The following is a 22345-nucleotide window of genomic DNA, read 5'->3' as shown; positions in this document are numbered from 1 at the left end:
TACGGCGCCTGGGAGGCCTACGGGAACGGCCGCCCGGTGATCACCGCCGCGATCGTCGTCCCGCGCGGGAAGGCGCCCTCGTCGGCGAGAGCGACAAGTCCATACAGCAACTTGGCGACATAGAGACGCTCGACAGCCAGCCCGTGCCGGTCCTCGAAGTCCTCTGCGAAGGCGTCGAGTTCGGCCGGCACGCGCGCGTAGCCCCCGAAATGGAAGCGGTCGTCGAGCGACCAGGCGCCCCGCCTGCCGCCGAAGGCGCGTTCCTGAAGGGCCGCGATATCGGTGCCCAGGAAGTCGCCCTTGAGGACGGGTATCCCCAACACCCGCTGGTCGGGGGCGAGTCCCGCGGCCAGTCCGGCCAGTGTGCCGCCGGTCCCGCAGGCCAGGGCGACGACGTCGACGTCGGCACGCGCGCGTAGTTCCTCGCCCAGGGCCCGGCAGCCGCGTACGGCAAGGGAGTTGCTGCCGCCCTCTGGGACGACATACGCGTCCTCCGCGTCCACCTCGCGCAGGATGCCCGACAGGGCTTCGGGCTCGCTCTTGTGCCGGTACGTCGACCTGTCGACGAAGTGGAGGCGCATACCGTCGGCCGCGCACCGGGCCAGGGACGGGTTGAGCGGGCGGTCCGCCAGCTCCTGGCCGCGGACCACGCCGACCGTGCGCAGGCCCAGGAGGCGGCCCGCGGCGGCGGTGGCGCGCAGGTGGTTGGAGTAGGCGCCGCCGAAGGTGACGACCGTACGGCCGGCCGCCGCCGCGAGGTTGGGCGCGAGTTTGCGCCACTTGTTGCCGATCAGGTCGGGGTGGATCAGGTCGTCCCGCTTGAGCAGCAGCCGGACGCCGTGCCGGCCGAAACGCCCGTCCGTGATCTCCTCCACCGGCGACGGCAGCCGGGGCCGTAGGGCGGCGAGGTCGGGGCTGGTCACGGCACCATTGTCACCCGGGGCGCCGGTGTCGTCCGTGTACCCCGGGGGTCACTTCAGGCGGTCGCCGACCCGTTCGCGCAGCCAGTCCATCGTGAAGCCGCGCGGGTCCACCTTTCCGGGCTGCCACTCCAGGTGCCCGATCACCGAGCGCGCGGACCACTCGTGGTGGCGGCAGATCGCCGCGCAGACCTTCTCGATCGCCTCCAACTGGGCCTCGGGCCACGGGTCCTCGCCGTCGCCGAGGTTCTCGCACTCGAAGCCGTAGAAGTGCCGGTTGCCGTCGGTGTTGGCCTCGTTGTCGTGCGGCAGCCGCTTCTCGGCGATCACCGCGCGCAGCACGTCGTCGTCGCCCAGGCCCGCGTGGTTGGCGCGGCCGTAGCCGACCAGGTGGACGGTGCCGTCCTTGGTGATGACGCCGTGGCACAGCGGGCCGGGCAGGTCGGGGCGGCCCTCGCGGCAGAGGTCCACGGTGTGGGCGCTGCCCTTGGTGACCGTGTGGTGGATCATCACGCCGTGGACGGGTCCCCACGGGCCCTTGTGGTTGCGGTTGTGGTGCTCCCAGTCGCCGACCTCGACGACCGTGACGCCCTCCGCCTTCAGACCGGCCAGGAACCCGCCCGCGGACATGGGTGAGGCCATGAACGCCTCCTTCGTGCTGTGCGACGGCCGACGTGCACGGCCGCCTGTTATCGCTGCTTGTACCGAAAAAGTCCCGGTACGCACGACTTGTTCGCACGGCGTGCGAGCCGATCCGGACAACGGCGGCCCCGGCCGCAACTCGAACAACATTCGACGTAAACAGCCCCCGTGCCCAGCACGCGAAGATCCATTCCCGCTCTTTCGGGTAATACCACCGGCACGCTGAGTGAGGAAGGCTGGTGCGCGAGAACGATGTCGGGCGCACAGGCCCGGCATGAATGGGGAGGGCATTTCTCTATGTCGGTAGGCGAAGAGGTCCGCGCGGAGCAGAACAAGCCGCAGCAGAGCCTTGGCACGGCGGCTGCGCGGAACCTGGCCACCACCACCAAGTCCGCACCGCAGATGCAGGAGATCAGCTCCCGCTGGCTCCTGCGCACACTGCCGTGGGTGAACGTGCAGGGTGGCACATACCGGGTGAACCGACGGCTGAGTTACTCCGTGGGCGACGGCCGGGTGACATTCGTGAAGACCGGCGACCGCGTCGAGGTCATCCCCGCGGAGCTCGGCGAACTGCCCGCGCTGCGGGACTACGAGGACGAGGAGGTCCTCTCGGAGCTGGCGGTCCGCTGCCGGCAGCGCGAGTTCGCCCCGGGGGAGGCGATCGCGTCGTTCGGCAGCCAGGCCGACGAGGTGTACCTGCTGGCACACGGCAGGGTGGAGAAGATCGGCACAGGCCCGTACGGCGACGACACGGTCCTCGGAGTCCTCGCCGACGGCGCCTACTTCGGCGACCAGGCACTGCTCGACCCGGAGGCCATCTGGGAGTACACGGCCCGCGCGGACACCGCCTGCACGGTGCTCGTGCTGGCCCGCGGTGACGTCGAGCAGGTCGCGGAGCGCTCCGAGACCCTGCGCGACCACCTCACGCAGCTGCGCGCGATCCCCGAGCAGCGCACCAACAAGTACGGCGAGAAGGCGATCGACCTCGCCGCGGGCCACTCCGGCGAGCCGGACATCCCGCACACCTTCGTCGACTACGACGCCCGGCCGCGCGAGTACGAACTGAGCGTCGCCCAGACCGTCCTGCGCATCCACTCGCGCGTGGCCGACCTCTACAACCAGCCGATGAACCAGACCGAGCAGCAACTCAGGCTCACCGTCGAGGCGTTGAAGGAGCGCCAGGAGCACGAGCTGATCAACAACCGCGAGTTCGGCCTGCTCAACAACTGCGAGTACGACCAGCGGCTCCAGCCCCACGACGGCGTCCCCAGCCCGGACGACCTGGACGAGCTGCTCAGCAGGCGGCGCGGCACCAGGATGCTCCTGGCCCACCCGCGCGCGATCTCCGCGTTCGGTCGCGAGCTCAACAAGCGCGGACTGGTCCCGGAGTCCATCGAGATCGGCGGCAACCGCATCCCGACCTGGCGCGGGGTGCCGATCTACCCGTGCAACAAGATCCCGGTCAGTGACCGGCGGACCACCTCGATCATCGCCATGCGTACCGGCGAGGCCGACCAGGGCGTCATCGGCCTCCAGCAGGCCGGCATCCCGGACGAGATCGAGCCGAGCCTGTCGGTGCGCTTCATGGGCATCAACGAACAGGCGATCATCAAGTACCTCGTGACGGCCTACTACTCGGCGGCGGTCCTGGTGCCGGACGCCCTCGGCGTCCTGGAGAACGTCGAGATCGGCCGCTGGAGGTGACGTTTCAGCAGCTGGACGCGGTGTCCCCGCCCGTCAGGGCGGGTACACCCCGGTCACATGTGCCCAGCCGCAGTGGAAACGCCACCGTCCGCGGACTCTCCGAGGGGGACCCCATGGCCGAGTTCAGGGCGGAGACGAAACAGCGCGCCGACGGGACGCAATCGATCGAAGAGACGGCGGCGGGCGCACCGGCGGCCGACGGACACGAGGCCGCGGTGATCCTGGAGGGGGCCCGCGCGTCCGTCGACCCCGAACTGCGCTCGGCGATCGACTCGCTGCCCGGCTCGATGCGCCGGATCGCGCTCTACCACTTCGGGTGGGAGCACGCGGACGGCACCCCGGCGGCGGGCAACGCGGGCAAGGCGATCCGTCCCGCCCTCGTCCTCACCGCGGCCACCGCGCTCGGCGGCGAGCGGGCGCGGGCGAGCGCGGTGCGGGCCGCGGCGGCGGTGGAACTGGTCCACAACTTCACATTGCTGCACGACGACGTGATGGACCGGGACACCACCCGCAGACATCGGCCCACCGCGTGGACCGTGTTCGGCGACCCCGACGCGATCCTCGCCGGGGACGCGCTCCAGGCGCTCGCCCTCCGCCTGCTCGCCGAGGACCCGCACCCGGCGTCCTCGGCCGCCGCGGCCCGGCTCGCGGACTGCGTCGTCGAACTCTGCGCGGGCCAGCACGCGGACACCGCCATGGAGAAGCGCGCCCCCGGCGAGGTCACCCTCGACGAGGTGCTCGCCATGGCCGAGGCCAAGACCGGGGCGCTGCTCGGCTGCGCCTGCGCGGTGGGCGCGCTGTACGCGGGGGCGTCCGCCGAGGACGTGGCGGCACTGGACGCGTTCGGCCGGCAGGCAGGGCTCGCCTTCCAGCTGATCGACGACGTCATCGGCATATGGGGCGACCCCGGCCGCACAGGCAAACCGGCCGGCGCCGACCTCGCCGTACGAAAGAAGTCGCTGCCCGTGGTCGCCGCGCTCACCTCGGGCACCCCGGCGGCCGTGGAACTCGCCGAACTGTACGGACTGCCGTACGAGGAAGGGGACTTGGATCGCACCGCGCTCGCCGTGGAGCGGGCGGGCGGCCGGGACTGGGCCCAGGCCCAGGCGGCCGACCGGATGGCGCGGGCCGTGCAGGAGCTGGCCCGGGCGATTCCGGACCCGCAGGACGCGGGCGGTCTGCTCGCGCTGGCCGAGTTCGTGACCCGGCGCAGCAGTTGAAGACTCCGGACCCCTCGGGAGCGGTGCGGCCCTGACTCCGCACGGCCACCGGGGCTCCGGACCGACGGGTCCCGCGCATCCCCACGGTGCGCGGGGCCCCTCTTTTTTTAGGCTCGGTTCGCCTCCGGGGCGCCGCTGTGTTCAATATGCGCCTACCGGCGCGTGGCTGTGTCGAGAGCGCGATCGTGCTCGACCCTTCGGGCCTCCGCGCGTTCGCGCTCTCGACACAGGCGCGCCCCTTTGGCTTACTCGCCCGTAAGTCCCGCTAGTCTCAACAGCCGTACGAAATACGACTGTTGAGGCGCGGAGGCGGAACATGGGCGTGGCGATACGGACCGCGGGCGAAGGTGACCGGGAGCTGGTCGTCCGGCTGCTGGACGACGCGTTCCAGGACGATCCGGTGAGCGGCTGGATCTTCCCCGACGCCGAGTACCGCCGTACGACCCACCACAAGCTGATGGCCGCCTTCACGGACGCCGTGTTCGCCGACGGGCGGATCGACCTGGCCGAGGACGGCGCGGCCTGCGCGCTCTGGCTGTCGATGCCCGGCGAGGCACACGCGGCGGACGGCGAGGACGAGGCCGTGGCGCTGCGGGAGTTCGTGGATCCGGACAACGAGCGGGTCGAGACGATCGCCCGGCTCATGGACGAGGGGCATCCCACCGGCCGGGCCCACGAGTACCTGTGGATGATCGCCGTAAGACCGGACCGGCAGGGCGAGGGCCTCGGCGCCGCGCTGATCCGGCACGTTCTGGACCGCTGCGACCGCGAGGGCCTGCCCGCGTACCTGGAGGCGAGCAGCGAGCGCAGCACCAAGCTCTACGAGCGGCTCGGCTACGCCTTCACCGACACCACCCTCGACCTCCCGGACGGCCCGCGCATGTATCCGATGTGGCGCGAGCCCCGCGCGGTTCTAGTCTGAGTGCATGGGCAGAGAAGAGCGGACCTGTCCCGTCTGCGGACAGCCGGTGACCACCGTCGTCAAGCGGTACAAGACGCTCGGCGCCTGGGTGCCGAAGTGGGTGGCCGGCCCGTGCCGGAACCCCGAGTGCGAGGCGTACGTAGGCCAGGGCGCCGAGCCCGGGGCCGAATCCGGCCCGAAAGAATCCTGAACCCGTGTCGAGAATCGCGGCCCGGCTCCGATGTCCCCTGTGAGAGCCGCCCGGAACGGGTGGCCCGAGCCGAAGGAGCGGACTCATGAAGTACCTGGTCATGGTGCAGGGCACGCAGGCGGACTACGACGGCATGCAGGGCAAGCCCACCCCCGGGTCCCCGGCCTGGAGCGAGGCGGAGATGCAGGCCATGTTCGCCCACATGGGCGCCATCAACGACGACCTGTCCGAGACGGGTGAACTGATCGACGCGCAGGGGCTGACCGAGCCGGCGAGGACCCGGCTGGTCACGCTGGGCGCGGACGGCAAGGCCGTGATCACCGACGGCCCGTACAGCGAGACCAAGGAACTGATGGCCGGCTACTGGGTCCTGGAGTGCGCGAGCCTGGAGCGCGTCACGGAGATCGCCGACCGCGTCACCCGCTGCCCCCTGCCCGAAGGCGCCGTCAACCGCGCGGTGGTGATCCGCCCCATCCAGGACGGCACCGCGGACGTCTGAGCCGTATGCGCGACACCACCGGCACCGAGGACCTGCTGCGCCGCCACGCGCCGCAGGTCCTCGGCGCGCTGGTCAGGCGGTACGGCCATTTCGACGCCGCCGAGGACGCCGTACAGGAGGCGCTGCTCGCGGCGGCCCGGCAGTGGCCGGAGTGCGGTGTGCCGGAGAATCCGCGCGGGTGGCTGATCCGGGTCGCCTCGCGGCGGCTGACGGACGCGCTGCGCGCCGAGGAGGCGCGGCGGGCGCGGGAGGAGAAGGCGGCGGCTCTTGAGCCCCGGAACCCGTACACCCCCGAGCCGCCGCGCGAGGACGACACCCTCTCCCTGCTCTTCCTCTGCTGCCACCCGGAGCTGACCCCGCCCGCGCAGATCGCGCTCACCCTGCGGGCGGTCGGCGGACTGACGACGGCGGAGATCGCCCGCGCGTATCTCGTCCCCGAGGCGACGATGGCGCAGCGCATCAGCCGGGCGAAGGCCAAGGTGCGGGGCGTGCGCTTCGGGCGGCCGGACAACTGGGCGGAGCGGCTGCCGGCCGTTCTGCACACGCTGTACCTGATCTTCAACGAGGGCTATACGGCGACGTCCGGCCCGAGTCTGACGCGGCGCGAACTCGCGGGCGAGGCAATCCGGTTGACCCGGGCCGTGCACCGGCTGCTCCCGGAGGCCGGCGAAGTGGCGGGGCTGCTCGCGCTGATGCTGCTCACCGACGCCCGCCGGGCCGCCCGCACCGGTCCGCACGGCGAACTCGTCCCCCTCGACGAACAGGACCGCGACCGCTGGGACAGGGCGGCGATCGAGGAGGGCGTCGCGCTCGTCACCCGGGCGCTGTCCCAGGGGCCCGCGGGGCCGTACCAGTTGCGCGCGGCGATCGCCGCCGTACACGACGAGGCGCCGTCGGCGCGGGCGACGGACTGGCACGAGATCCTCGGCCTGTACGAGGTGCTGGTGCGCCTGGTCCCCGGTCCCGTCGAACGCCTCAACCGGGCCGTCGCCGTCGCCATGGTCGACGGTCCGCACGCGGGCCTGGCCGAACTGGACCTGGTGGCGGACGAGTTGGGGGAGGGGCACCGCCCCGACGCGGTCCGCGGCCACCTCCTGGAACGGGCCGGCGAGTTCACCGCGGCCCGGGCCGCCTACGAGTCGGCGGCGGCCAGGACCCTCAGCCTGCCCGAACAGCGCTACCTGCGGGCGCGGGCCGCGCGGCTGAGGCCTTAGCGTGGCCCCATGCCGGAATCAGAACCCACCGCCGCCCCCGCCACCATCCTCCACATCACCGAACGCGCCCTCTGGGACGCGGCCCGCGAGCGCGGCCTCTACGAGTGGTCGACCCGCGGCCGCACCCTCCAGGAGGAGGGCTTCATCCACTGCTCGACCCGCGCCCAACTCCCGCGCGTGGCGGCCTTCTTGTACGGCTCCTACGACGGCCCCGGCGACCTGGTGGTCCTGGAGGTGGACCCGGGACGGCTCGGCGCGCCCTTGAAGTACGAGGCGCCCAAGCCGGGCGGCGAGGAGTTCCCGCACGTCTACGGGCCGATCCCGGTGGACGCGGTGGTGGGCGTGGAGGTGTGGACGGCTTGAGCCGGTTGTGGCGCCGGGTCCTGGTGGCGTGGGCGGTCGCCGTGGCCGTCGGGGGCGGGCTCACACTGTGGCTGCAGGACTCCGCCGCGCCGCACGAGCCGTACAGCTGGCAGCTGAACAATCCCGACGGCGAGACGCCGACGCCGTCGCCAGGTCAGGACGATCAGGACGCGGCGAACGACTGTCCGACGCCCACGGCCTCGCCGTACGACGCCCCGCATACGAGCTTCATCTGCCTCACGACCGGCTAGGCAGCCCGCCGGTCTCCGGGTCGCGCCCCGTCAGGCAGTAGGTGCCGCCCGCCGGGTCCCGCATCACGATCCAGTGCGTGCCGTGGGAGACGACGGTCGCGCCGAGCCGCTCGTGCCGTGCCGTCGTCGCGGCGATGTCCGCGCAGGCCAGGTCGAGATGGGCGGAGGCGGGGCGTTCCTCGCCGAGCCGCTGGAGCAGGACGCGGATCGGCAGGCCGGGTGGCGGCTTGAGCACATGGAACTCGGGGAGCGCGCCCCGCAGCGAGGCCCAGTCGGGCAACAGGGCGCTCCAGAAGGCGACTTCGGCGTCGTAGGAGCCTGGCCCGATGTCGAGGGACACCTGGTCGAGACGGCTGCCGTCCACGACGGGCGGCCGTACGGCCTCGCCGTGCCAGGTGACCGCGCAGAACAACTGCCCGGCGGGGGACCGGAGTACGGCCCACCCGTCGTACTCGGCGACGCCTTCGGCGCCGAGCCGCAGCGCGGAGTCCACGAACGCCGGCACATCCTCGACGGAGAAGTCGAGATGAGCCCCGCCCGGACCGGCTTCGACCCCTTGGACCTTCACGCAGGGATCCGCCCCCTTCACCAGCAGGGTGACGAACTCCCCTTCCTCACCGCGCGGTTCGGACAGCCGGGTGTCCGTGACGGCCGTCCAGAAGGTGCGGGCGGGGTCGAGGAGCGCGCGCGGGCGGTCGACGAAGGCGTAGGTCCAGCGGATGCCGATGGGGATGCTCATCGCGTGATCGTAAGCCGGAGGGCCCGAGCGGCCCTCGCGGATTTCAGTCCCCGCTGCGCTGCATGAACCGCAGCATGTTCCCGGCCGGATCCCGGAACGCGCAGTCCCGGACACCGTACGGCTGGTCCGTCGGCTCCTGGACCACCTCGGCACCGGACTCCTGGACGCGGGCGTAGAGGGCGTCGCAGTCGGCGGTGGTGAAGTTGACCCCGCGCAGGGTGCCCTTGGCGAGCAGTTCGGCCATGGCCTGCTTGTCGGCGGGGGAGGCGTCCGGGTTCGCGGCCGGCGGCTCCAGCACGATCTCCACGTCCGGCTGCAACGGCGACCCCACGGTCACCCACCGCATGCCCTCGAAACCGACGTCGTTGCGGATTTCCAGCTCCAGCACGTCGCAGTAGAAGGCGAGCGCCTTGTCGTGGTCGTCGACGGCGATGAAGCACTGGCGGAGTTTGAGATCCATGGAGGACAGGCTAGGGCCGGAGCGGCGGTCCTGCCCGGTTCGGCCGGGTGAAAGTGCGGGCCACGCAGGACGGGATCACCGCGCCGGCCTCGTGGGAGCGGGCGCGGTAGGCGCTGGGGGTCTCGCCGACCAGCTCGGTGAAACGAGAGCTGAACGAACCGAGCGAGGTACAGCCGACGGCCATGCACACCTCCGTCACACTCAGATCCCCGCGCCGCAGCAACGCCTTCGCCCGCTCGATCCGCCGCGTCATGAGATAGCTGTACGGCGTCTCCCCGTACGCGGCGCGGAAGCTCCGCTGGAAATGCCCCGGCGACATCAGCGCGGTCCGCGCGATCGAGGCCATGTCGAGCGGCTCGGCGTACTCCCGGTTCATCCGGTCGCGGGCCTGTCGCAGCCGTACGAGGTCTTCGCGGTTCACGGGGTCCAGGATGGCACGGGGACCGCTTTCACCGGGGCGGGAACGACGAAGGGGCCCCGCCGGCGAACCGGCGGAGCCCCTTCCCCATGCCCACTGACCGTCGATGGTGCACCGACCGCCGGTCGACCGGGCCGGGCCGACTGGGTGTCAGGCCTTCTTCGTCTCCCAGAAAATCTTGTCGATCTGGGCGATGTAGTCCAGAGCCTTCTGGCCCGTCGCCGGGTCGGTGGACGCCTTGGCGGCCGAGAGGGCCTTCAGGGTGTCGTTGACCAGCTGGTGCAGCTCCGGGTACTTCTCGAAGTGCGGGGGCTTGAAGTAGTCGCTCCAGAGCACCGAGACGTGGTGCTTCGCGAGCTCGGCACGCTGTTCCTTGATGACGGTGGCGCGCGCCTGGAAGTGCGGGTCGTCGTTGGCGGCCATCTTGTCCTGCACGGCCTTCACCGACTCCGCCTCGATGCGGGCCTGGGCCGGGTCGTACACACCGCAGGGCAGGTCGCAGTGCGCGCTGACCTTCACCTTGGGGGCAAACAGGCGGGAAAGCATGGAGCGTTCCTTCCTCGTGATCGTCTTCTCAGGTGGGACATTACTCCCTGGAGAAGCTGATTTCGCGAGTGCCCCCATGGGCTTAGGACAAAAGTACGGGGTCGGACTCAGACTGGTGGAGGATAGGACCGGGGAGGTGCCGGGGATGCCGGAGCTGTCGCAGGAGACCGAGCGCGGGAGGGCCGTACTGCCCTTCGGGACGGCCGAGGTGACCGGGCCGTCCATGGTGCCGACGCTGGTCCACGGGGATCTGCTCGTGGTCCAGTACGGCGCCAGGGTCAGGCCCGGGGACGTCGTCGTGCTGCGGCATCCGTTCCAGCAGGACCTGCTGGTCGTCAAGCGGGCCGTGGAGCGGCGGGACGGCGGCTGGTGGGTGCTCGGGGACAACGCGTTCGCGGGTGGGGACAGTACGGATTACGGCGCCGTGCCCGAGGACCTGGTGCTGGGCAAGGTGCGTTTCCGGTACCGGCCGCTCAAGCCCGGTCAGCGTTCGCCGCTCGCGCTTGCCCGCTGGGCGCTCTCGGCCGCCAGGCCCGTCCTCTCCGACCGGTCGGCCTCCAGGCGCTTCCGGGCCCGGTAGGCGGCCACGTTGGCGCGGGTCGCGCAGCGGTCCGAGCAGTAGCGCCGGGAGCGGTTGGTCGAGGTGTCGAGGTAGGCGTTGCGGCACGGGGGCGCCTCGCACAGGCCCAGCCGGTCGACGCCGTACTCGGTGAGGTGGAAGGCCAGGCCCATCGCCGCGATGGCCGCGTAGCCGGCGGTCGCGTTGGACGGGTGGTCCGCGAGGTGCATGTGCCACAGCGGACGGCCGTCCTCGTCCCGGAAGTTGTGCCCGGAGATCTGCGGGCTGACCGGGAACTCCAGGAGGAGTGAGTTCAGCAGGTTCACGGAGAGGGTCTCGTCGCCGCCGTCGGCCGCCTCGAAGACCGCCCGCAGCCGCGCCCGGACCGAACGGAAGCGGGTGACGTCGGCGTCGGTGGCGCGGCGGGCCGCCTCCTTGTTGGTGCCGAACAGGTCCCGCACGGCCTCGACCGAGGTCAGGGCGTCCTTGCCCCGGGCCGGTTCCTCGGTGTTGACGAGGCGTACGGCGTAGTCCGAGTAATAGGCCAGTTCCACTTGTAGTCCTTACGGAGGCGCTCTATGGTCGTGGATGCGGTCGGGTAACAGCTGATCGTGCTTCCAGGGTATTACGAGAGTGGCCTTGCCACAGTGCGCGGACAGGGGGTCCTCATGACGACCGGTGTCGGAACCGACTGGCAGTCCTGGCAGGAGAGCTGGGACCGGCAGCAGGAGTGGTACATGCCCGACCGGGAGGACCGCTTGCGGATCATGCTCGACATGGTCGAGGCGTGCGTCGGGCCCGAGCCGCGCGTCCTCGACCTGGCCTGCGGCACCGGCAGCATCACGGCCCGGCTGCTGGCCCGCTTCCCGAACGCCACCAGCACCGGCGTCGACCTCGATCCCGCCCTCCTCACCATCGCCCGCGGCACCTTCGAGGGCGACGAGCGGGCCTCCTTCGTCACGGCCGACCTCAAGGACCCGCGGTGGACGACGGAACTGCCGTACGACTCGTACGACGCCGTCCTCACCGCCACGGCCCTCCACTGGCTGCGCGACGAACCCCTCGCGGCCCTCTACGGCCAACTCGCCGAACTCGTCCGCTACGGCGGCGTCTTCATGAACGCCGACCACATGATCGACGACACCACGCCCCGGATCAACGCGATCGAGCGCACCCGCAGCCACGCCCGCATGGAACAGGCCCAGAAGAACGGCGCCCTCGACTGGGCCGAGTGGTGGCAACTCGCCGCCCAGGACCCGGTCCTCGCCGCCCCGACCGCCCGCCGCTTCGAGATCTACGGCGCCCACGCGGACGGCGACATGCCCTCGGCGGCATGGCACGCGCGCGTGCTGCGGGAGAAGGGGTTCGGGGAGGCGCGGGCGGTGTGGTGCTCGCCGGGGGACACGCTGCTGCTCGCGCTGAAGTGAGGACGTGAAAAGGGCGATACGAGGATCCCGTACCGCCCCTTCCGCGTGCCTGCCGTCAGGCCGACGTGCCCACCGCTAGAGCACCTTGGACAAGAACCCCTGCGTCCGCTCGTGCTGAGGGTTCGTCAGGACGTCGCGCGGGTGGCCGGATTCGACCACCACACCGCCGTCCATGAAGACGAGGCTGTCGCCGACCTCGCGGGCGAACCCCATCTCGTGGGTGACGACGATCATCGTCATGCCGGACTCGGCGAGGTCGCGCATGACGTCGAGGACGTCGCCGACCAGTTCCGGGTCGAGGGCCGAGGTCGGCTCGTCGAAGAGCATCAGCTTCGGGTCCATCGCCAACGCCCGCGCGATCGCGACCCGTTGCTGCTGGCCGCCGGAGAGCTGCGAGGGATAGCTCTGGGCCTTGTCGGCCAGTCCCACCCGCTCCAGGAGCTGCATGGCGCGGTCCCTCGCCTCACCCTTGCCAGTGCGCCTGACCTGCACTGGCGCCTCGATGATGTTCTCCACGGCCGTCATGTGCGGGAACAGGTTGAAGCGCTGGAAGACCATGCCGATGTCCCGGCGCTTCACCGCGACCTCGCGATCGCGCAACTCGTAGAGCTTGTCGCCCTGTTGGCGATAGCCGACGAGTTCGCCGTCGACGTACAGCCGGCCGGCGTTGATCTTCTCGAGGTGGTTGATGCACCGCAGGAAGGTCGACTTGCCGGAGCCGGAGGGCCCGATGAGGCAGAACACCTCGCCGGACTTCACCTCCAGGTCGATGCCCTTCAACACCTCGACCGGGCCGAACGACTTGTGGACGCCCTCGGACTTGACCATCGGGACCGACGGGTCGGTCGTGGCGGAGTCGGTCTTGGTGAGCTTGTCGGTCATGCCGCTGCTCCCTTCGGACGGCCGATGGACAGCAGGTTCGCCCGGATCTTCTGGAGCGGGGTCGGCGGCAGCGCACGGCTGGAGCCGCGGGCGTAGTACCGCTCGACGTAGTACTGCCCGACGCTCAGGACGGACGTCATGATCAGGTACCAGGCGGCGGCGAGGAAGTACATCTCCACCGGGGCGCCGGAGTTCTGGCCGATGTCCTGGGCGTAGCGGAAGAGCTCCGGATACTGGACGGCCGCCACGAGCGAGGTCGTCTTCAGCATGTTGATCACTTCGTTGCCCGTGGGCGGCACGATCACCCGCATCGCCTGCGGGATCACGATCCGGCGCAGCGTCTTGGCGTGGCTCATGCCCAGCGCGTGCGAGGCCTCGGTCTGGCCCTCGTCGACCGCGAGCAGACCGGCGCGGCAGATCTCCGCCATGTACGCGGCCTCGTTGAGACCGAGGCCGAGCAGCGCCGTCAGCAGCGGCGTCATGAAGTCCGACCAGTAGTTCTTGTAGATCGGACCGAGGTTGATGTACTCGAAGACCAGGCCCAGGTTGAACCAGAGGAACAGCTGGACCAGGACCGGGGTGCCGCGGAAGAACCAGATGTAGAACCAGGCGATCGACGAGGTCACCGGGTTCTTCGACAGCCGCATGACCGCCAGGCCGATGCCGCCGGCGATGCCGATCAGCATCGACAGGACCGTCAGGAGGAGGGTCTTGTAGACACCGGTCAGGATCCGGTGGTCGAAGAAGTAGTCCGGTACGGCATGCCAGTTGATCTTGCCCTGGCCGAACGCGTAGACGATCGCGACCAGGATGCCGATCGCGATGACGGCGGAGACGTAGCGCCCGTAGTGCCGGACCGGAATGGCCTTGATGGCCTGCGGGCCGGCCGGGGGCGTGTCCTTCGGCCCCGCCGTCTTGTCGATGTCAGAAGTCACGGATGTTGCCTCTCAGCGACAGCGGATCCGCGGTCACTTGCCGCCGTTGATGACCGACGACTTGACCGCGCCGTCCTCGGCGCCCCACTTCGTCAGGATCTTCTGGTACTCACCGCTCTTGATCACGGCGTCCATCGCGGCCTGCAGCGCGTCCCGCAGCTGGGTGTCGCTCTTGGCGACCGCGATGCCGTACGGCGCCGCCTCGACCTGCTCGCCGACCAGCTGGAAGTCCTTGCCGCCGCCGGAGGTCTTCACCGCGTAGGCGGCGACCGGGAAGTCGGAGGAGGCCGCGTCCGCGCCACCGGAGCGCAGGCGGGTCTGGGACTGCTGGTCGTCGTCGAAGGGCTCGATGGTGATCTTCTTGCCGCCCGTACACTTCTTCGACTCGGACTTGGCGAGGTCCTCGGAGACCGTGCCGCGCTCGACGGCGAGCTTCTTGCCGCACAGGTCGGCCCACGAGGCGATGTTCTCGGTCTGGCCCTTGCGCGTGTAGATCGAGACACCGGCGGTCAGGTAGTCGACGAAGTCGACGCCCTCGCCGACCTTCTTGCCGGTGTCGGGGTCGACGCCGTTCTGCCGGTTCTTGTTGTCCGTCATCGCGGACATGGCGATGTCGTAGCGGTTGGAGCGCAGACCGGTGAGCAGGCCGTCGAACGTGCCGTTCTCGAACTCGAACTTCACGCCGAGCTGCTTGCCCATCGCGGCCGCGAGGTCGGGGTCGAGACCGACGACGTTGCCGGAGTTGTCCTTGAACTCGACCGGCGCGTACGCGATGTCCGAGCCGACCTTGACGACCCCCGCGCTGCGGATCGAGGCAGGCAGCTTGGAGGCCAGCGGCGCCGAGCTGGTGGACGCGCTGCTGGAGGACTTGTCCTTCTTGGTCTGGTCACCGCAGCCGGTGAGCAGCAGGGCGCCCGCGACCGCGATCGCACCGACCGCTGTGAGCCGGGTGTGCGCGGCGGTCGTACGACGGGTGAAGCTTGCGGTCATGGTGAGTTCCTCCGGCGGATGGATGGCGGTGCCGACGGGTCGACGAGAACACACACCTTCGGGTGTCGCGACCTCGTGTGATTAGGGCATCTTGCCATTCGGACTGAACCATTCAGGGGACCAGCCATGTCAAAATCGGATAACGGGTGACCCCCGAATCACATCAGGTCGGTACATCGGGACGGCCTGACCCCGGACCATCTGCTGGAACCACTCGTTCCGGCCGGAAGATCTTCGGCATGTCTCACGATGTGATCGATCATCGTTCCGCCCTCGGCCGACGAGATGTGACCTTGCGCCTATTGGACTCGTCCTCGGTGCCGTCCGTCCGGTAAGAAGGTTCTTTACACCCCTCATCCGGGGCTCAGGGCGCGTGTGCGGCGCGCCCGTCGCGCAGGTGCTCGTACGCATCAACTCTCTGGGCCCTGCGCGGTGCCCGCCCACCCCTCACCAGGGAGTGGCCACCCTCAAAATCAATGAAGACTTAAGGGGTAAGACAAAGTGGCAGCGGAGATCGTCAATCCTCGCAGCGACAGCAGTACGGATCAGGACGGCGGGGCCGAGCCCCTCGATTCCTTCGATCCTGCGTTCGCGCTGCACCGCGGCGGCAAGATGGCCGTGCAGGCCACCGTGCCGATCCGCGACAAGGACGACCTGTCCCTCGCATACACACCCGGCGTCGCGCGCGTGTGCACCGCCATCGCGGAGCAGCCGGAACTCGTCCACGACTACACATGGAAGTCGTCCGTGGTCGCCGTCGTGACGGACGGTACGGCGGTGCTCGGGCTCGGCGACATCGGTCCCGAGGCCTCCCTCCCCGTCATGGAGGGCAAGGCGATCCTGTTCAAGCAGTTCGGCGGCGTGGACGCGGTGCCGATCGCGCTGGACTGCACCGGCGTCGACGAGATCATCGAGACCGTCGTGCGCCTCGCGCCCTCCTTCGGGGGCGTCAACCTGGAGGACATCTCGGCGCCGCGCTGCTTCGAGATCGAGCGCAGGCTCCAGGAGCGGCTGGACATCCCGGTCTTCCACGACGACCAGCACGGTACGGCGATCGTGACGCTTGCGGCCCTCCGCAATGCGGCGAAGCTCACCGGGCGCGAGCTGGGCGACCTGCGGGCCGTCATCTCCGGCGCGGGCGCGGCCGGAGTGGCCATCGCCAAGTTCCTGCTGGAGGCCGGGCTCGGTGACGTCGCCGTTGCCGACCGCAAGGGCGTCGTCTCGCGTGATCGGGACGACCTCACGCCCGTCAAGCGCGAACTGGCCGAGCTCACCAACAAGGCCGGGCTCTCCGGGACGCTGGAGGCGGCGCTGGAAGGCGCCGACGTCTTCATCGGCGTCTCCGGCGGTACGGTCCCGGAGCCGGCCGTCGCTTCGATGGCCGAGGGCGCGTTCGTCTTCGCCATGGCCAACCCGGACCCCGAGGTGCACCCCGATGTGGCGCACAAGTACGCGGCGGTCGTCGCCACGGGGCGGTCCGACTTCCCGAACCAGATCAACAACGTGCTGGCGTTCCCGGGCATCTTCGCGGGCGCGCTCCAGGTGCGGGCCTCTCGGATCACCGAGGGCATGAAGATCGCGGCGGCGGAGGCGCTGGCCGGTGTCGTCGGCGACGATCTCGCCGCGGACTATGTCATTCCGTCACCGTTCGACGAGCGCGTCGCGCCTGCGGTCACCGCGGCTGTGGCTGCGGCGGCGCGGGCGGAGGGCGTTGCCCGACGGTAGTCCGAATGGCCCCGCCCGTTCGGGCGGGGCCATTTTTTGCCCACCCGCCCACCCGTTCGGGTGACTCGAGGGGTGGGCGTAGCCCGTGGGTGGCTCGGGTTCGTCGGCGGGCTCAGGCCGTGGGTCCATTTTGCCCACCCGCCCACCCGTTCGGTCCGCCTACAGGTGGACCGTGCCCGTGGGTGGCGGGGCTGGCCGGCGGCCGCAGGTGCCCCTGGGAGACCGTCACGCAAACACCCCGCCCCCCTCGCGCAAGAGGGCATGTGTCACAGCGCGAGGTAGTTCCCTGGTCAACCGGCGGAGCCTATCGTCAAGGTCATGTTCGCCGTCTACGCCGCCCGAATCGACCGCGACCAGCCGCTCTCCGGCCTGGAGTTGGGGGAGCGTCCCGCCCCCGAGGCCCGGCCGGGCTGGAGCACCATCGATGTCAGGGCCGCCTCCCTCAACCACCACGACCTGTGGTCCCTGCGCGGCGTGGGCCTCGCGGAGGACAAGCTGCCGATGATCCTCGGCTGTGACGCCGCCGGCGTCGACGAGGACGGCAACGAGGTCGTCCTGCACTCCGTGATCGGCCAGACCGGCCACGGCGTCGGCCCCAGGGAACCCCGTTCCATCCTCACCGAGCACTACCAGGGCACCTTCGCCGAGCAGGTCGCCGTACCGACCTGGAACGTGCTGCCGAAGCCCAAGGAGCTGTCCTTCGCGGAGGCCGCCTGTCTGCCCACGGCCTGGCTCACGGCGTACCGCATGCTCTTCACCAACTCCGGTGTACGGCCCGGCGATTCGGTCCTCGTGCAGGGCGCGGGCGGCGGTGTCGCCACGGCCGCGATCGTGCTCGCGAAGGCGGCCGGGCTGCGGGTCTTCGCGACCAGCCGGGACGAGGCCAAGCGGAAGCGGGCGCTGGAGCTGGGCGCCCTGGAGGCGGTGGAGCCGGGAGCCCGGCTGCCGCAGCGCGTGGATGCCGTCATCGAGACCGTCGGCGCCGCCACCTGGTCCCACTCGGTCAAGTCGCTGAAGCCCGGCGGCACGCTCGTCATCTCCGGTGCCACGAGCGGCGACCGCCCCTCGCACGCCGAGCTGACCCGCATCTTCTTCCTCGAACTCAAGGTCGTCGGCTCGACCATGGGCACCAAGGACGAGCTGGAGGACCTGCTCGCCTTCTGCGCCACGACGGGGGTCCGCCCGGTCATCGACGAGATCCTCCCGCTGGACCGGGCCCGCGAGGGCTTCGAACGCCTCGACTCCGGCGACCAGTTCGGCAAGATCGTCCTCACGAACGGCTGACGTCTCGTCTCTTCTGCTCGTCTCTTCTGTCTGGCTCACGGCCGGTCCGGTTTTCCGGGCCGGCCGCAGCCGTGTATCGGCACGCGTTTGTCAACTTTGATTGACAGATCGATGCGTGTCAACGTAGGTTGACATCATGACCGAAGCAACGGATCTCGCCGAGCGCGCGGGTGACCGTGACCCACGGGTCGGCCTCCGCGCCGTGTCCGCGTTGCGCAAGCTCGTGGAGCAGCTGGAGGCGGTGCAGGTGCGCAGTGCGCGCAACCAGGGCTGGTCGTGGCAGGAGATCGCCGCGGAACTCGGAGTCAGCAGGCAGGCCGTCCACAAGAAGTACGGGAGGCAGTGATGTTCGAACGGTTCACGAAGGACGCCCGCGCCGTGGTGCGGGGCGCGGTGGAGCACTGCGAGCGGTCGGGGTCCGCTTCCGTCGACCCCGACCATCTGCTCCTGGCACTCCTCGACCGCGAGGGCAGTCGCGCCTCCTTCACCCTGACCGCCGTCGGCCTCACCACCGAAGAACGCAAGGAGTCCCTACGGCAGGCTCTGGGCGACGCGCGCCGACGCGCCGGGCTCTCCCAGTCCGAGGCCGACGCCCTTGCCGGACTCGGCATCGACGTCTCGGAGATCGTCGCCCGCGTCGAGGAGGTGCACGGTGTCGGCGCGATGTCCGGCGACCGCAAGGGCGGGGAGTGGTGGTCGGGCCGCCGTACCTTCAGCCGGGGTGCCAAGAACGTCCTGGAGAAGTCCCTGCGCATTGCCGTGGCCCACCATGACCGGCACATCGGCGACGAACACCTCCTCCTCGCCCTGACCATCCTCCCCGGGGTGGCGGGCGAGGTGCTCGCCGACCACGGGGTGACCCACGAGGCGGCGACACGGGTCCTGTACGGCGGGGGAGAGGCGAAGGCGGGCTGAGGTGAGGAGCGGGCGGTGCGCTTCGGTTGATGCCGTGGCGCACCGCCTACGGGCCTCGGCCTCAGCCTTGGCTCAGGCTTTGCGTCCGCCCCGCAGCACCGCCCCGATGTGCGCCGCCGCCGCAGACAAGTGGCGGCGGGTGTCGCGGAGTTGGTCCTCGGTGACGCCTCGGTCGCGGGCCGCGTCGCGGATGTCGTCCCGGAAGCGGTCGAGGAGGCGGTCCAGGTCGCGGGCCGGGTCGCCGGTGGAGTCCTCGTGCGCCCAGGCCGGTTCGTACTCGGCGGGGAAGTCCTCCGGGGTCTGGCTGTACTCCGGTGCCGATGCGCCCGGTGCCGGTGCCGACTTGCCCGCAGCCGGCCGCCCGCCGAACCCGAAGTCCTTGCCGAACTCCTTCCCGAAGTCCCCGAACTCCTTTGCCAGTTCGGTCAGGCTCTCCCGTACGCCCGTGGGCCAGTCGCCGCGCGCGAAGTGGTCCTGGGCGTGCTCCTGGACCTGGCGGCCGATGCGCTGCATCTCCTCCTGGGCCTGCGCCCACGCCCGCGCCTGTGCCTCCTTGGCCTGGCGCCGGGCCTGCTGGGCCTCCTCGCGGGCCCGCCGGCTCTCGTCCTTGGCGCGCCGGGCCTGCTCCTTCCACTCCTGCTTGGCGCGGCGCATCTCCTCCTTGGCGGCGCGCCACGACTCCTTGTCGCCGAAGTCCGTGAAGTCCCCGGCGGTGCCTTCGGGTTCGCCACCGCGAGCCCGCGCGCTTCCGGTGCCCCGCCGGGCCTCGGAGGCCGCCGCGCGCACCTCGCGCCGCAGGTCCCCCGCCGCGCCCCGGACATCGGCCCGGATCTCGGCGGCCAACTCGGCGACGGACTCGCGGATCTCCAGCTCCAGGTCGGCCAACTCGCCGCTGCGGTCGGCCAGTTCGGCGCGGCCGGCGTCCGTGATGGCGTACACCTTCCGGCCGCCCTCGGTGGTGTGGGTGACCAGGCCCTCGGCCTCCAGCTTGGACAGGCGCGGGTAGACCGTGCCCGCCGACGGCGCGTACAGCCCCTGGAAACGCTCCTCCAGGAGGCGGATCACCTCGTAGCCGTGGCGGGGGGCCTCGTCCAGCAGCTTCAGCAGGTAGAGGCGGAGGCGGCCGTGGGCGAAGACGGGAGGCATGTCAGAGCACCTTCTTGTCGGTCGTGCCGTCGGCCGAGGCGCTGCCGGAAGCATCGTCCGGGCCGGAAACGGAATTGTCCCCCGAGTTGCCCTGAGCCCCGTTCGCGGGGGCACCGGTCACGTCGTTCTCAACGCCCTCTTCCCCGTCCTCCGCCGCCGGCCGACGCAGCAGGGCGATGGAGCCGGAGACGGTCGTGGCACGCAGCTTTCCGGTGCCCGCGCCGAGGCGTCCGGTGATCTTGTGGGCGCCCCACTGGCCGTGCACCCGCAGTCCGTCGAAGGCGTTGGAGATGGATCCGCTCGCCGTGTTCGCCTCGACGTCCGCGTCCGCCGGATGCGGCAGCCGGATGGCGATCTCGCCCGAGACGTTGGTCAGCCGGACGTCGGTCGGGCCGTCCGGGTCGAGGTCCACGATCATGGAGCCGCTCACCGACTCGGCGCGTACGGAGGTCCCCGAACCGTCGACGACGGTGAGGTCACCGGAGACGGAGTTGAAGTGGAGGTCGCCGGTGACGGCCTGGGCCTCCAGGTTCCCCGAGACCGTCTCGGCGCGGACCGGGCCGGAGAGGCTCACGAGGGTCGTGTCGCCCGTGACACCGCGCACCACGGAAGGCCCGCGGATCCCGGAGACGACAGCCGCCGCGCCGACCACCCCGACCTCGACCCGGGTGCTCGCCGGAACCGCCAGGGAGACCACCGCGCTGCGCCGCCAGCCCTTGCGGTCGAGCCACTTGAGGAAGCCCTTCCAGGGCAGGTCCTCGTACGCCACCGTCAGGGTGCCGTGCTGCTGGGTCACCACCAGGGGCGGCCCGTCGATCTCGGAGATCTCGAGGCGGGCGGAACCCTCGTCGGTCCCCACGACGTTCACCGTTCCGTTGACGATGCGCACATGGAGATCGCTCACGGGCTCGTCGAACGTGAGCTTCTTGGGCTCTGCGACGGACCACTCGGACATGATGCAGACCTCCTCGGTCGAACCGCGCGGGACGGGATCGGGCACAGACGGGACTGGACACGACGCGCCATATCGCGTCTTCCAAGAAACACGATATATCGCGGATGTCGAAAGTCAAGACACTCGTTTCGGTGACCGTCGGTCGACCCCGACCGTCCAACGACCGGCGGAAAGGGGCGTATTGCCCTAGCGTGTGACCATGTCCATGGAGAAGTCCCAGGTCGGACGCAGGGCCGGTGCCGGCCCGGGCGCGCTGCTGCTCTGCCGCGCGGAGGCGGACTCCGTCGCTCCGGTGGCACATCTGCTCCGCGAGCGCATGCTGCTGACCGGCGCGGGCGACGACTGGAGCGTGCTCGTCCCCGAGGGCAGGCCCTGGCTGCACGGCGACGAACCCGTCGACCGCGTCCTCACCGGCTGGGCCGCCGCGCTCGCCGTCGGCGCCCCCTGGCCCGTACTCGCCCTGTGGTGGGACGCCGACCGCGCCGGTTACACCCTGGCCTCGGGCTTCCGCCGTCCCGTCGGCTACGTCTGGCTCGCCGACGGCACTCCCGCCGGCGAGGACGAGGCGATGCGCACCTTCGCCGCCCGCCTGGCCCTCGACCCCGTACTGGATCTCCAGTCCCTCGACCGCCTCACACAACCGGACCCCGAGGCCGACGCCCGCACCCGTCTGCGCGGCCTCCTGGCGGTGCTCACGCGCGCGGGAGTTGCCCTTCCGGCAGGCCTCACCCCCGGCGAACCGTCGGACCGCCTCCGCGAGATCGCCCGCATCCGCCCGGACGCCCGGCAGATCGAGCGGTCGGGCTGGCGCGAGCTGGTCCGCACGGAACTCGACGCGGCCGACAACAGCCGCCTGGGCCCCTGGCTGCCCTGGTCCGGCACATACGCGACCAGTGCCCTGTCCGTGGCCCAGCTGACGGCGGGCGTTCCGCTCACGGCCTGGGGCCTACGACGCCGCAGCGCGGGCTGGACCGTCGCGGGGGTACTGCTCCTGGCCTACGGGACGCTCGGCATCGCCTACGGCCTGGCCCGCCCGCGCGACTGACACAGGGGCGCGGGAGGGCCGTCGTAGGAACTGCTACTTGTGGCCGGACCGACCGTCGTAGGAGCTGCTACTCGTCGTCGTCCTCGTCGTCCAGCCGCGCCAGCCAGGTCGCCAGGCGCTCCACCGGGACCTCGAAGTCCGGGTTCAGATCGACGAACGTCCGCAGCTGCTCGGCGAGCCACTCGAAGGTGACCTCTTCCTCGCCGCGCCGCTTCTCCAGTTCTTCGATGCCACGGTCCGTGAAGTACATGGGTCAAGGATAAGTGCGCGCAAACGGCCGGGGGGGGCCCCCCCCCCGGGGGGGGGGGGGGCGCCGGCGGGGGGGGGGGGGGGGGTGTGGTAGCGGAACACACACCACACACAACACCACCCACGGCACGAGGGCAGCTCAGGG

General features: G+C 70.7%; 28 protein-coding genes. 15 read left to right on the top strand and 13 right to left on the bottom strand.

The window, feature by feature from the left end; translation table 11 throughout:
- Nucleotides 1-17: 17 nt before the first annotated feature.
- Together ACFXC1_RS15575 and ACFXC1_RS15570 are read right to left on the bottom strand one after the other, a co-directional pair.
- Nucleotides 18-923: a 1-aminocyclopropane-1-carboxylate deaminase/D-cysteine desulfhydrase gene (locus ACFXC1_RS15575; RefSeq protein ID WP_381242933.1), complete on the bottom strand. Its 906-nt coding sequence runs from the start codon at nucleotides 921-923 to the stop codon at nucleotides 18-20.
- A gap of 48 nt (nucleotides 924-971) precedes the next feature.
- On the bottom strand, nucleotides 972-1562 hold the full coding sequence (locus tag ACFXC1_RS15570; RefSeq protein WP_381242931.1) for an N-acetylmuramoyl-L-alanine amidase: 591 nt from the start codon (nucleotides 1560-1562) through the stop codon (nucleotides 972-974).
- A 297-nt stretch (nucleotides 1563-1859) separates the two neighbouring features.
- Here ACFXC1_RS15570 and ACFXC1_RS15565 point away from each other — a divergent pair, with 297 nt between their 5' ends.
- The 8 genes from ACFXC1_RS15565 to ACFXC1_RS15530 all read left to right on the top strand — a co-directional run bounded on the left by ACFXC1_RS15565 (nucleotide 1860) and on the right by ACFXC1_RS15530 (nucleotide 7925).
- The gene (locus tag ACFXC1_RS15565; protein WP_381242929.1) at nucleotides 1860-3266 is read left to right on the top strand and encodes a family 2B encapsulin nanocompartment shell protein; all 1407 of its coding nucleotides are present in this window, start codon (nucleotides 1860-1862) and stop codon (nucleotides 3264-3266) included.
- A gap of 113 nt (nucleotides 3267-3379) precedes the next feature.
- Nucleotides 3380-4486: a family 2 encapsulin nanocompartment cargo protein polyprenyl transferase gene (locus ACFXC1_RS15560; RefSeq protein WP_381242927.1), complete on the top strand. Its 1107-nt coding sequence runs from the start codon at nucleotides 3380-3382 to the stop codon at nucleotides 4484-4486.
- Between the two features lie 316 nt (nucleotides 4487-4802).
- Nucleotides 4803-5408 (top strand): GNAT family N-acetyltransferase, encoded by a 606-nt coding sequence (locus ACFXC1_RS15555; RefSeq protein WP_381242925.1) that lies wholly within the window; start codon nucleotides 4803-4805, stop codon nucleotides 5406-5408.
- Between the two features lie 4 nt (nucleotides 5409-5412).
- Nucleotides 5413-5598: a hypothetical protein gene (locus ACFXC1_RS15550; RefSeq protein WP_381242923.1), complete on the top strand. Its 186-nt coding sequence runs from the start codon at nucleotides 5413-5415 to the stop codon at nucleotides 5596-5598.
- 85 nt (nucleotides 5599-5683) lie between these two features.
- Entirely contained in the window at nucleotides 5684-6097 is a 414-nt protein-coding gene (locus ACFXC1_RS15545; RefSeq protein ID WP_093629082.1) for a YciI family protein, read from the top strand.
- Between the two features lie 5 nt (nucleotides 6098-6102).
- Nucleotides 6103-7311, top strand: coding sequence for an RNA polymerase sigma factor (locus ACFXC1_RS15540; RefSeq protein WP_381242921.1), 1209 nt, complete (start codon nucleotides 6103-6105; stop codon nucleotides 7309-7311).
- Nucleotides 7312-7320: 9 nt separating this feature from the next.
- Nucleotides 7321-7674 (top strand): DUF952 domain-containing protein, encoded by a 354-nt coding sequence (locus ACFXC1_RS15535; RefSeq protein ID WP_381242919.1) that lies wholly within the window; start codon nucleotides 7321-7323, stop codon nucleotides 7672-7674.
- Nucleotides 7662-7925, top strand: a complete 264-nt coding sequence (locus ACFXC1_RS15530) for a hypothetical protein (RefSeq protein ID WP_381242917.1) — start codon at nucleotides 7662-7664, stop codon at nucleotides 7923-7925. Before ACFXC1_RS15535 ends, ACFXC1_RS15530 begins: the two co-directional genes overlap by 13 nt.
- Here ACFXC1_RS15530 and ACFXC1_RS15525 read toward each other — a convergent pair.
- From ACFXC1_RS15525 to sodN, 4 genes are all read right to left on the bottom strand, one after another.
- Nucleotides 7912-8664, bottom strand: a complete 753-nt coding sequence (locus ACFXC1_RS15525) for a VOC family protein (RefSeq protein ID WP_381242915.1) — start codon at nucleotides 8662-8664, stop codon at nucleotides 7912-7914. The two genes, ACFXC1_RS15530 and ACFXC1_RS15525, sit on opposite strands and share 14 nt — an antisense overlap.
- 43 nt (nucleotides 8665-8707) lie before the next feature.
- Nucleotides 8708-9124 carry a VOC family protein gene (locus tag ACFXC1_RS15520; protein ID WP_019072193.1) on the bottom strand — a complete coding sequence of 139 codons (417 nt, stop codon included), beginning with the start codon at nucleotides 9122-9124 and terminating at the stop codon, nucleotides 8708-8710.
- Nucleotides 9125-9134: 10 nt separating this feature from the next.
- Complete coding sequence (locus tag ACFXC1_RS15515; protein WP_019072194.1) at nucleotides 9135-9545, bottom strand: helix-turn-helix transcriptional regulator; 411 nt, start codon at nucleotides 9543-9545, stop codon at nucleotides 9135-9137.
- Between the two features lie 147 nt (nucleotides 9546-9692).
- Nucleotides 9693-10088 carry a superoxide dismutase, Ni gene (gene sodN, locus ACFXC1_RS15510; protein ID WP_019075224.1) on the bottom strand — a complete coding sequence of 132 codons (396 nt, stop codon included), beginning with the start codon at nucleotides 10086-10088 and terminating at the stop codon, nucleotides 9693-9695.
- Between the two features lie 145 nt (nucleotides 10089-10233).
- Here sodN and sodX point away from each other — a divergent pair, with 145 nt between their 5' ends.
- On the top strand, nucleotides 10234-10668 hold the full coding sequence (gene sodX, locus ACFXC1_RS15505; protein WP_381242913.1) for a nickel-type superoxide dismutase maturation protease: 435 nt from the start codon (nucleotides 10234-10236) through the stop codon (nucleotides 10666-10668).
- On the opposite strand, the gene ACFXC1_RS15500 is transcribed toward sodX, so the two are convergent.
- Nucleotides 10572-11201 (bottom strand): CGNR zinc finger domain-containing protein, encoded by a 630-nt coding sequence (locus tag ACFXC1_RS15500; RefSeq protein WP_381242911.1) that lies wholly within the window; start codon nucleotides 11199-11201, stop codon nucleotides 10572-10574. The two genes, sodX and ACFXC1_RS15500, sit on opposite strands and share 97 nt — an antisense overlap.
- A 114-nt stretch (nucleotides 11202-11315) precedes the next feature.
- On the opposite strand from ACFXC1_RS15500, the gene ACFXC1_RS15495 reads away from it, so the two are divergent.
- The gene (locus ACFXC1_RS15495; RefSeq protein WP_381242909.1) at nucleotides 11316-12074 is read left to right on the top strand and encodes a class I SAM-dependent methyltransferase; all 759 of its coding nucleotides are present in this window, start codon (nucleotides 11316-11318) and stop codon (nucleotides 12072-12074) included.
- A gap of 75 nt (nucleotides 12075-12149) precedes the next feature.
- On the opposite strand, the gene ACFXC1_RS15490 is transcribed toward ACFXC1_RS15495, so the two are convergent.
- Genes ACFXC1_RS15490 through ACFXC1_RS15480 form a run of 3 tightly spaced genes read right to left on the bottom strand, consistent with a single transcriptional unit; the run spans nucleotide 12150 to nucleotide 14881 of the window.
- The gene (locus tag ACFXC1_RS15490; RefSeq protein WP_381242907.1) at nucleotides 12150-12956 is read right to left on the bottom strand and encodes an amino acid ABC transporter ATP-binding protein; all 807 of its coding nucleotides are present in this window, start codon (nucleotides 12954-12956) and stop codon (nucleotides 12150-12152) included.
- Nucleotides 12953-13891: an amino acid ABC transporter permease gene (locus ACFXC1_RS15485; protein WP_381242905.1), complete on the bottom strand. Its 939-nt coding sequence runs from the start codon at nucleotides 13889-13891 to the stop codon at nucleotides 12953-12955. The genes ACFXC1_RS15490 and ACFXC1_RS15485 overlap by 4 nt, the downstream gene beginning before the upstream one ends.
- A gap of 33 nt (nucleotides 13892-13924) precedes the next feature.
- Nucleotides 13925-14881 (bottom strand): ABC transporter substrate-binding protein, encoded by a 957-nt coding sequence (locus ACFXC1_RS15480; RefSeq protein ID WP_381242903.1) that lies wholly within the window; start codon nucleotides 14879-14881, stop codon nucleotides 13925-13927.
- Between the two features lie 501 nt (nucleotides 14882-15382).
- Between ACFXC1_RS15480 and ACFXC1_RS15475 the strand changes: the two genes are divergently transcribed.
- From ACFXC1_RS15475 to ACFXC1_RS15460, 4 genes are all read left to right on the top strand, one after another.
- Nucleotides 15383-16606: an NAD(P)-dependent malic enzyme gene (locus ACFXC1_RS15475; protein ID WP_381242901.1), complete on the top strand. Its 1224-nt coding sequence runs from the start codon at nucleotides 15383-15385 to the stop codon at nucleotides 16604-16606.
- A gap of 318 nt (nucleotides 16607-16924) precedes the next feature.
- Complete coding sequence (locus ACFXC1_RS15470; RefSeq protein WP_381242899.1) at nucleotides 16925-17890, top strand: zinc-binding dehydrogenase; 966 nt, start codon at nucleotides 16925-16927, stop codon at nucleotides 17888-17890.
- A gap of 136 nt (nucleotides 17891-18026) precedes the next feature.
- Complete coding sequence (locus ACFXC1_RS15465; RefSeq protein WP_019058236.1) at nucleotides 18027-18236, top strand: helix-turn-helix domain-containing protein; 210 nt, start codon at nucleotides 18027-18029, stop codon at nucleotides 18234-18236.
- Entirely contained in the window at nucleotides 18236-18805 is a 570-nt protein-coding gene (locus tag ACFXC1_RS15460; protein ID WP_381242897.1) for a Clp protease N-terminal domain-containing protein, read from the top strand. Before ACFXC1_RS15465 ends, ACFXC1_RS15460 begins: the two co-directional genes overlap by 1 nt.
- Before the next feature lie 72 nt (nucleotides 18806-18877).
- Here the strand turns inward: ACFXC1_RS15460 and ACFXC1_RS15455 are convergent, their stop codons facing one another.
- Both ACFXC1_RS15455 and ACFXC1_RS15450 read right to left on the bottom strand, forming a co-directional pair.
- On the bottom strand, nucleotides 18878-19951 hold the full coding sequence (locus tag ACFXC1_RS15455) for a helix-turn-helix transcriptional regulator (protein ID WP_381242895.1): 1074 nt from the start codon (nucleotides 19949-19951) through the stop codon (nucleotides 18878-18880).
- 1 nt (nucleotide 19952) lies between these two features.
- The gene (locus tag ACFXC1_RS15450; protein WP_381242894.1) at nucleotides 19953-20906 is read right to left on the bottom strand and encodes a DUF4097 family beta strand repeat-containing protein; all 954 of its coding nucleotides are present in this window, start codon (nucleotides 20904-20906) and stop codon (nucleotides 19953-19955) included.
- A 199-nt stretch (nucleotides 20907-21105) separates the two neighbouring features.
- Between ACFXC1_RS15450 and ACFXC1_RS15445 the strand changes: the two genes are divergently transcribed.
- Nucleotides 21106-21951, top strand: a complete 846-nt coding sequence (locus tag ACFXC1_RS15445; RefSeq protein WP_381242892.1) for a hypothetical protein — start codon at nucleotides 21106-21108, stop codon at nucleotides 21949-21951.
- Nucleotides 21952-22018: 67 nt separating this feature from the next.
- Here the strand turns inward: ACFXC1_RS15445 and ACFXC1_RS15440 are convergent, their stop codons facing one another.
- Entirely contained in the window at nucleotides 22019-22201 is a 183-nt protein-coding gene (locus ACFXC1_RS15440) for a DUF6104 family protein (protein WP_019075209.1), read from the bottom strand.
- Between the last annotated feature and the right edge of the window lie 144 nt (nucleotides 22202-22345).

The organism is Streptomyces hokutonensis, from assembly GCF_042751305.1.
Taxonomy (GTDB): domain Bacteria; phylum Actinomycetota; class Actinomycetes; order Streptomycetales; family Streptomycetaceae; genus Streptomyces; species Streptomyces hokutonensis_A.
Note: the sequence above shows the minus strand (reverse complement) of the source record. Positions and strands in the feature narration are given on the sequence as shown.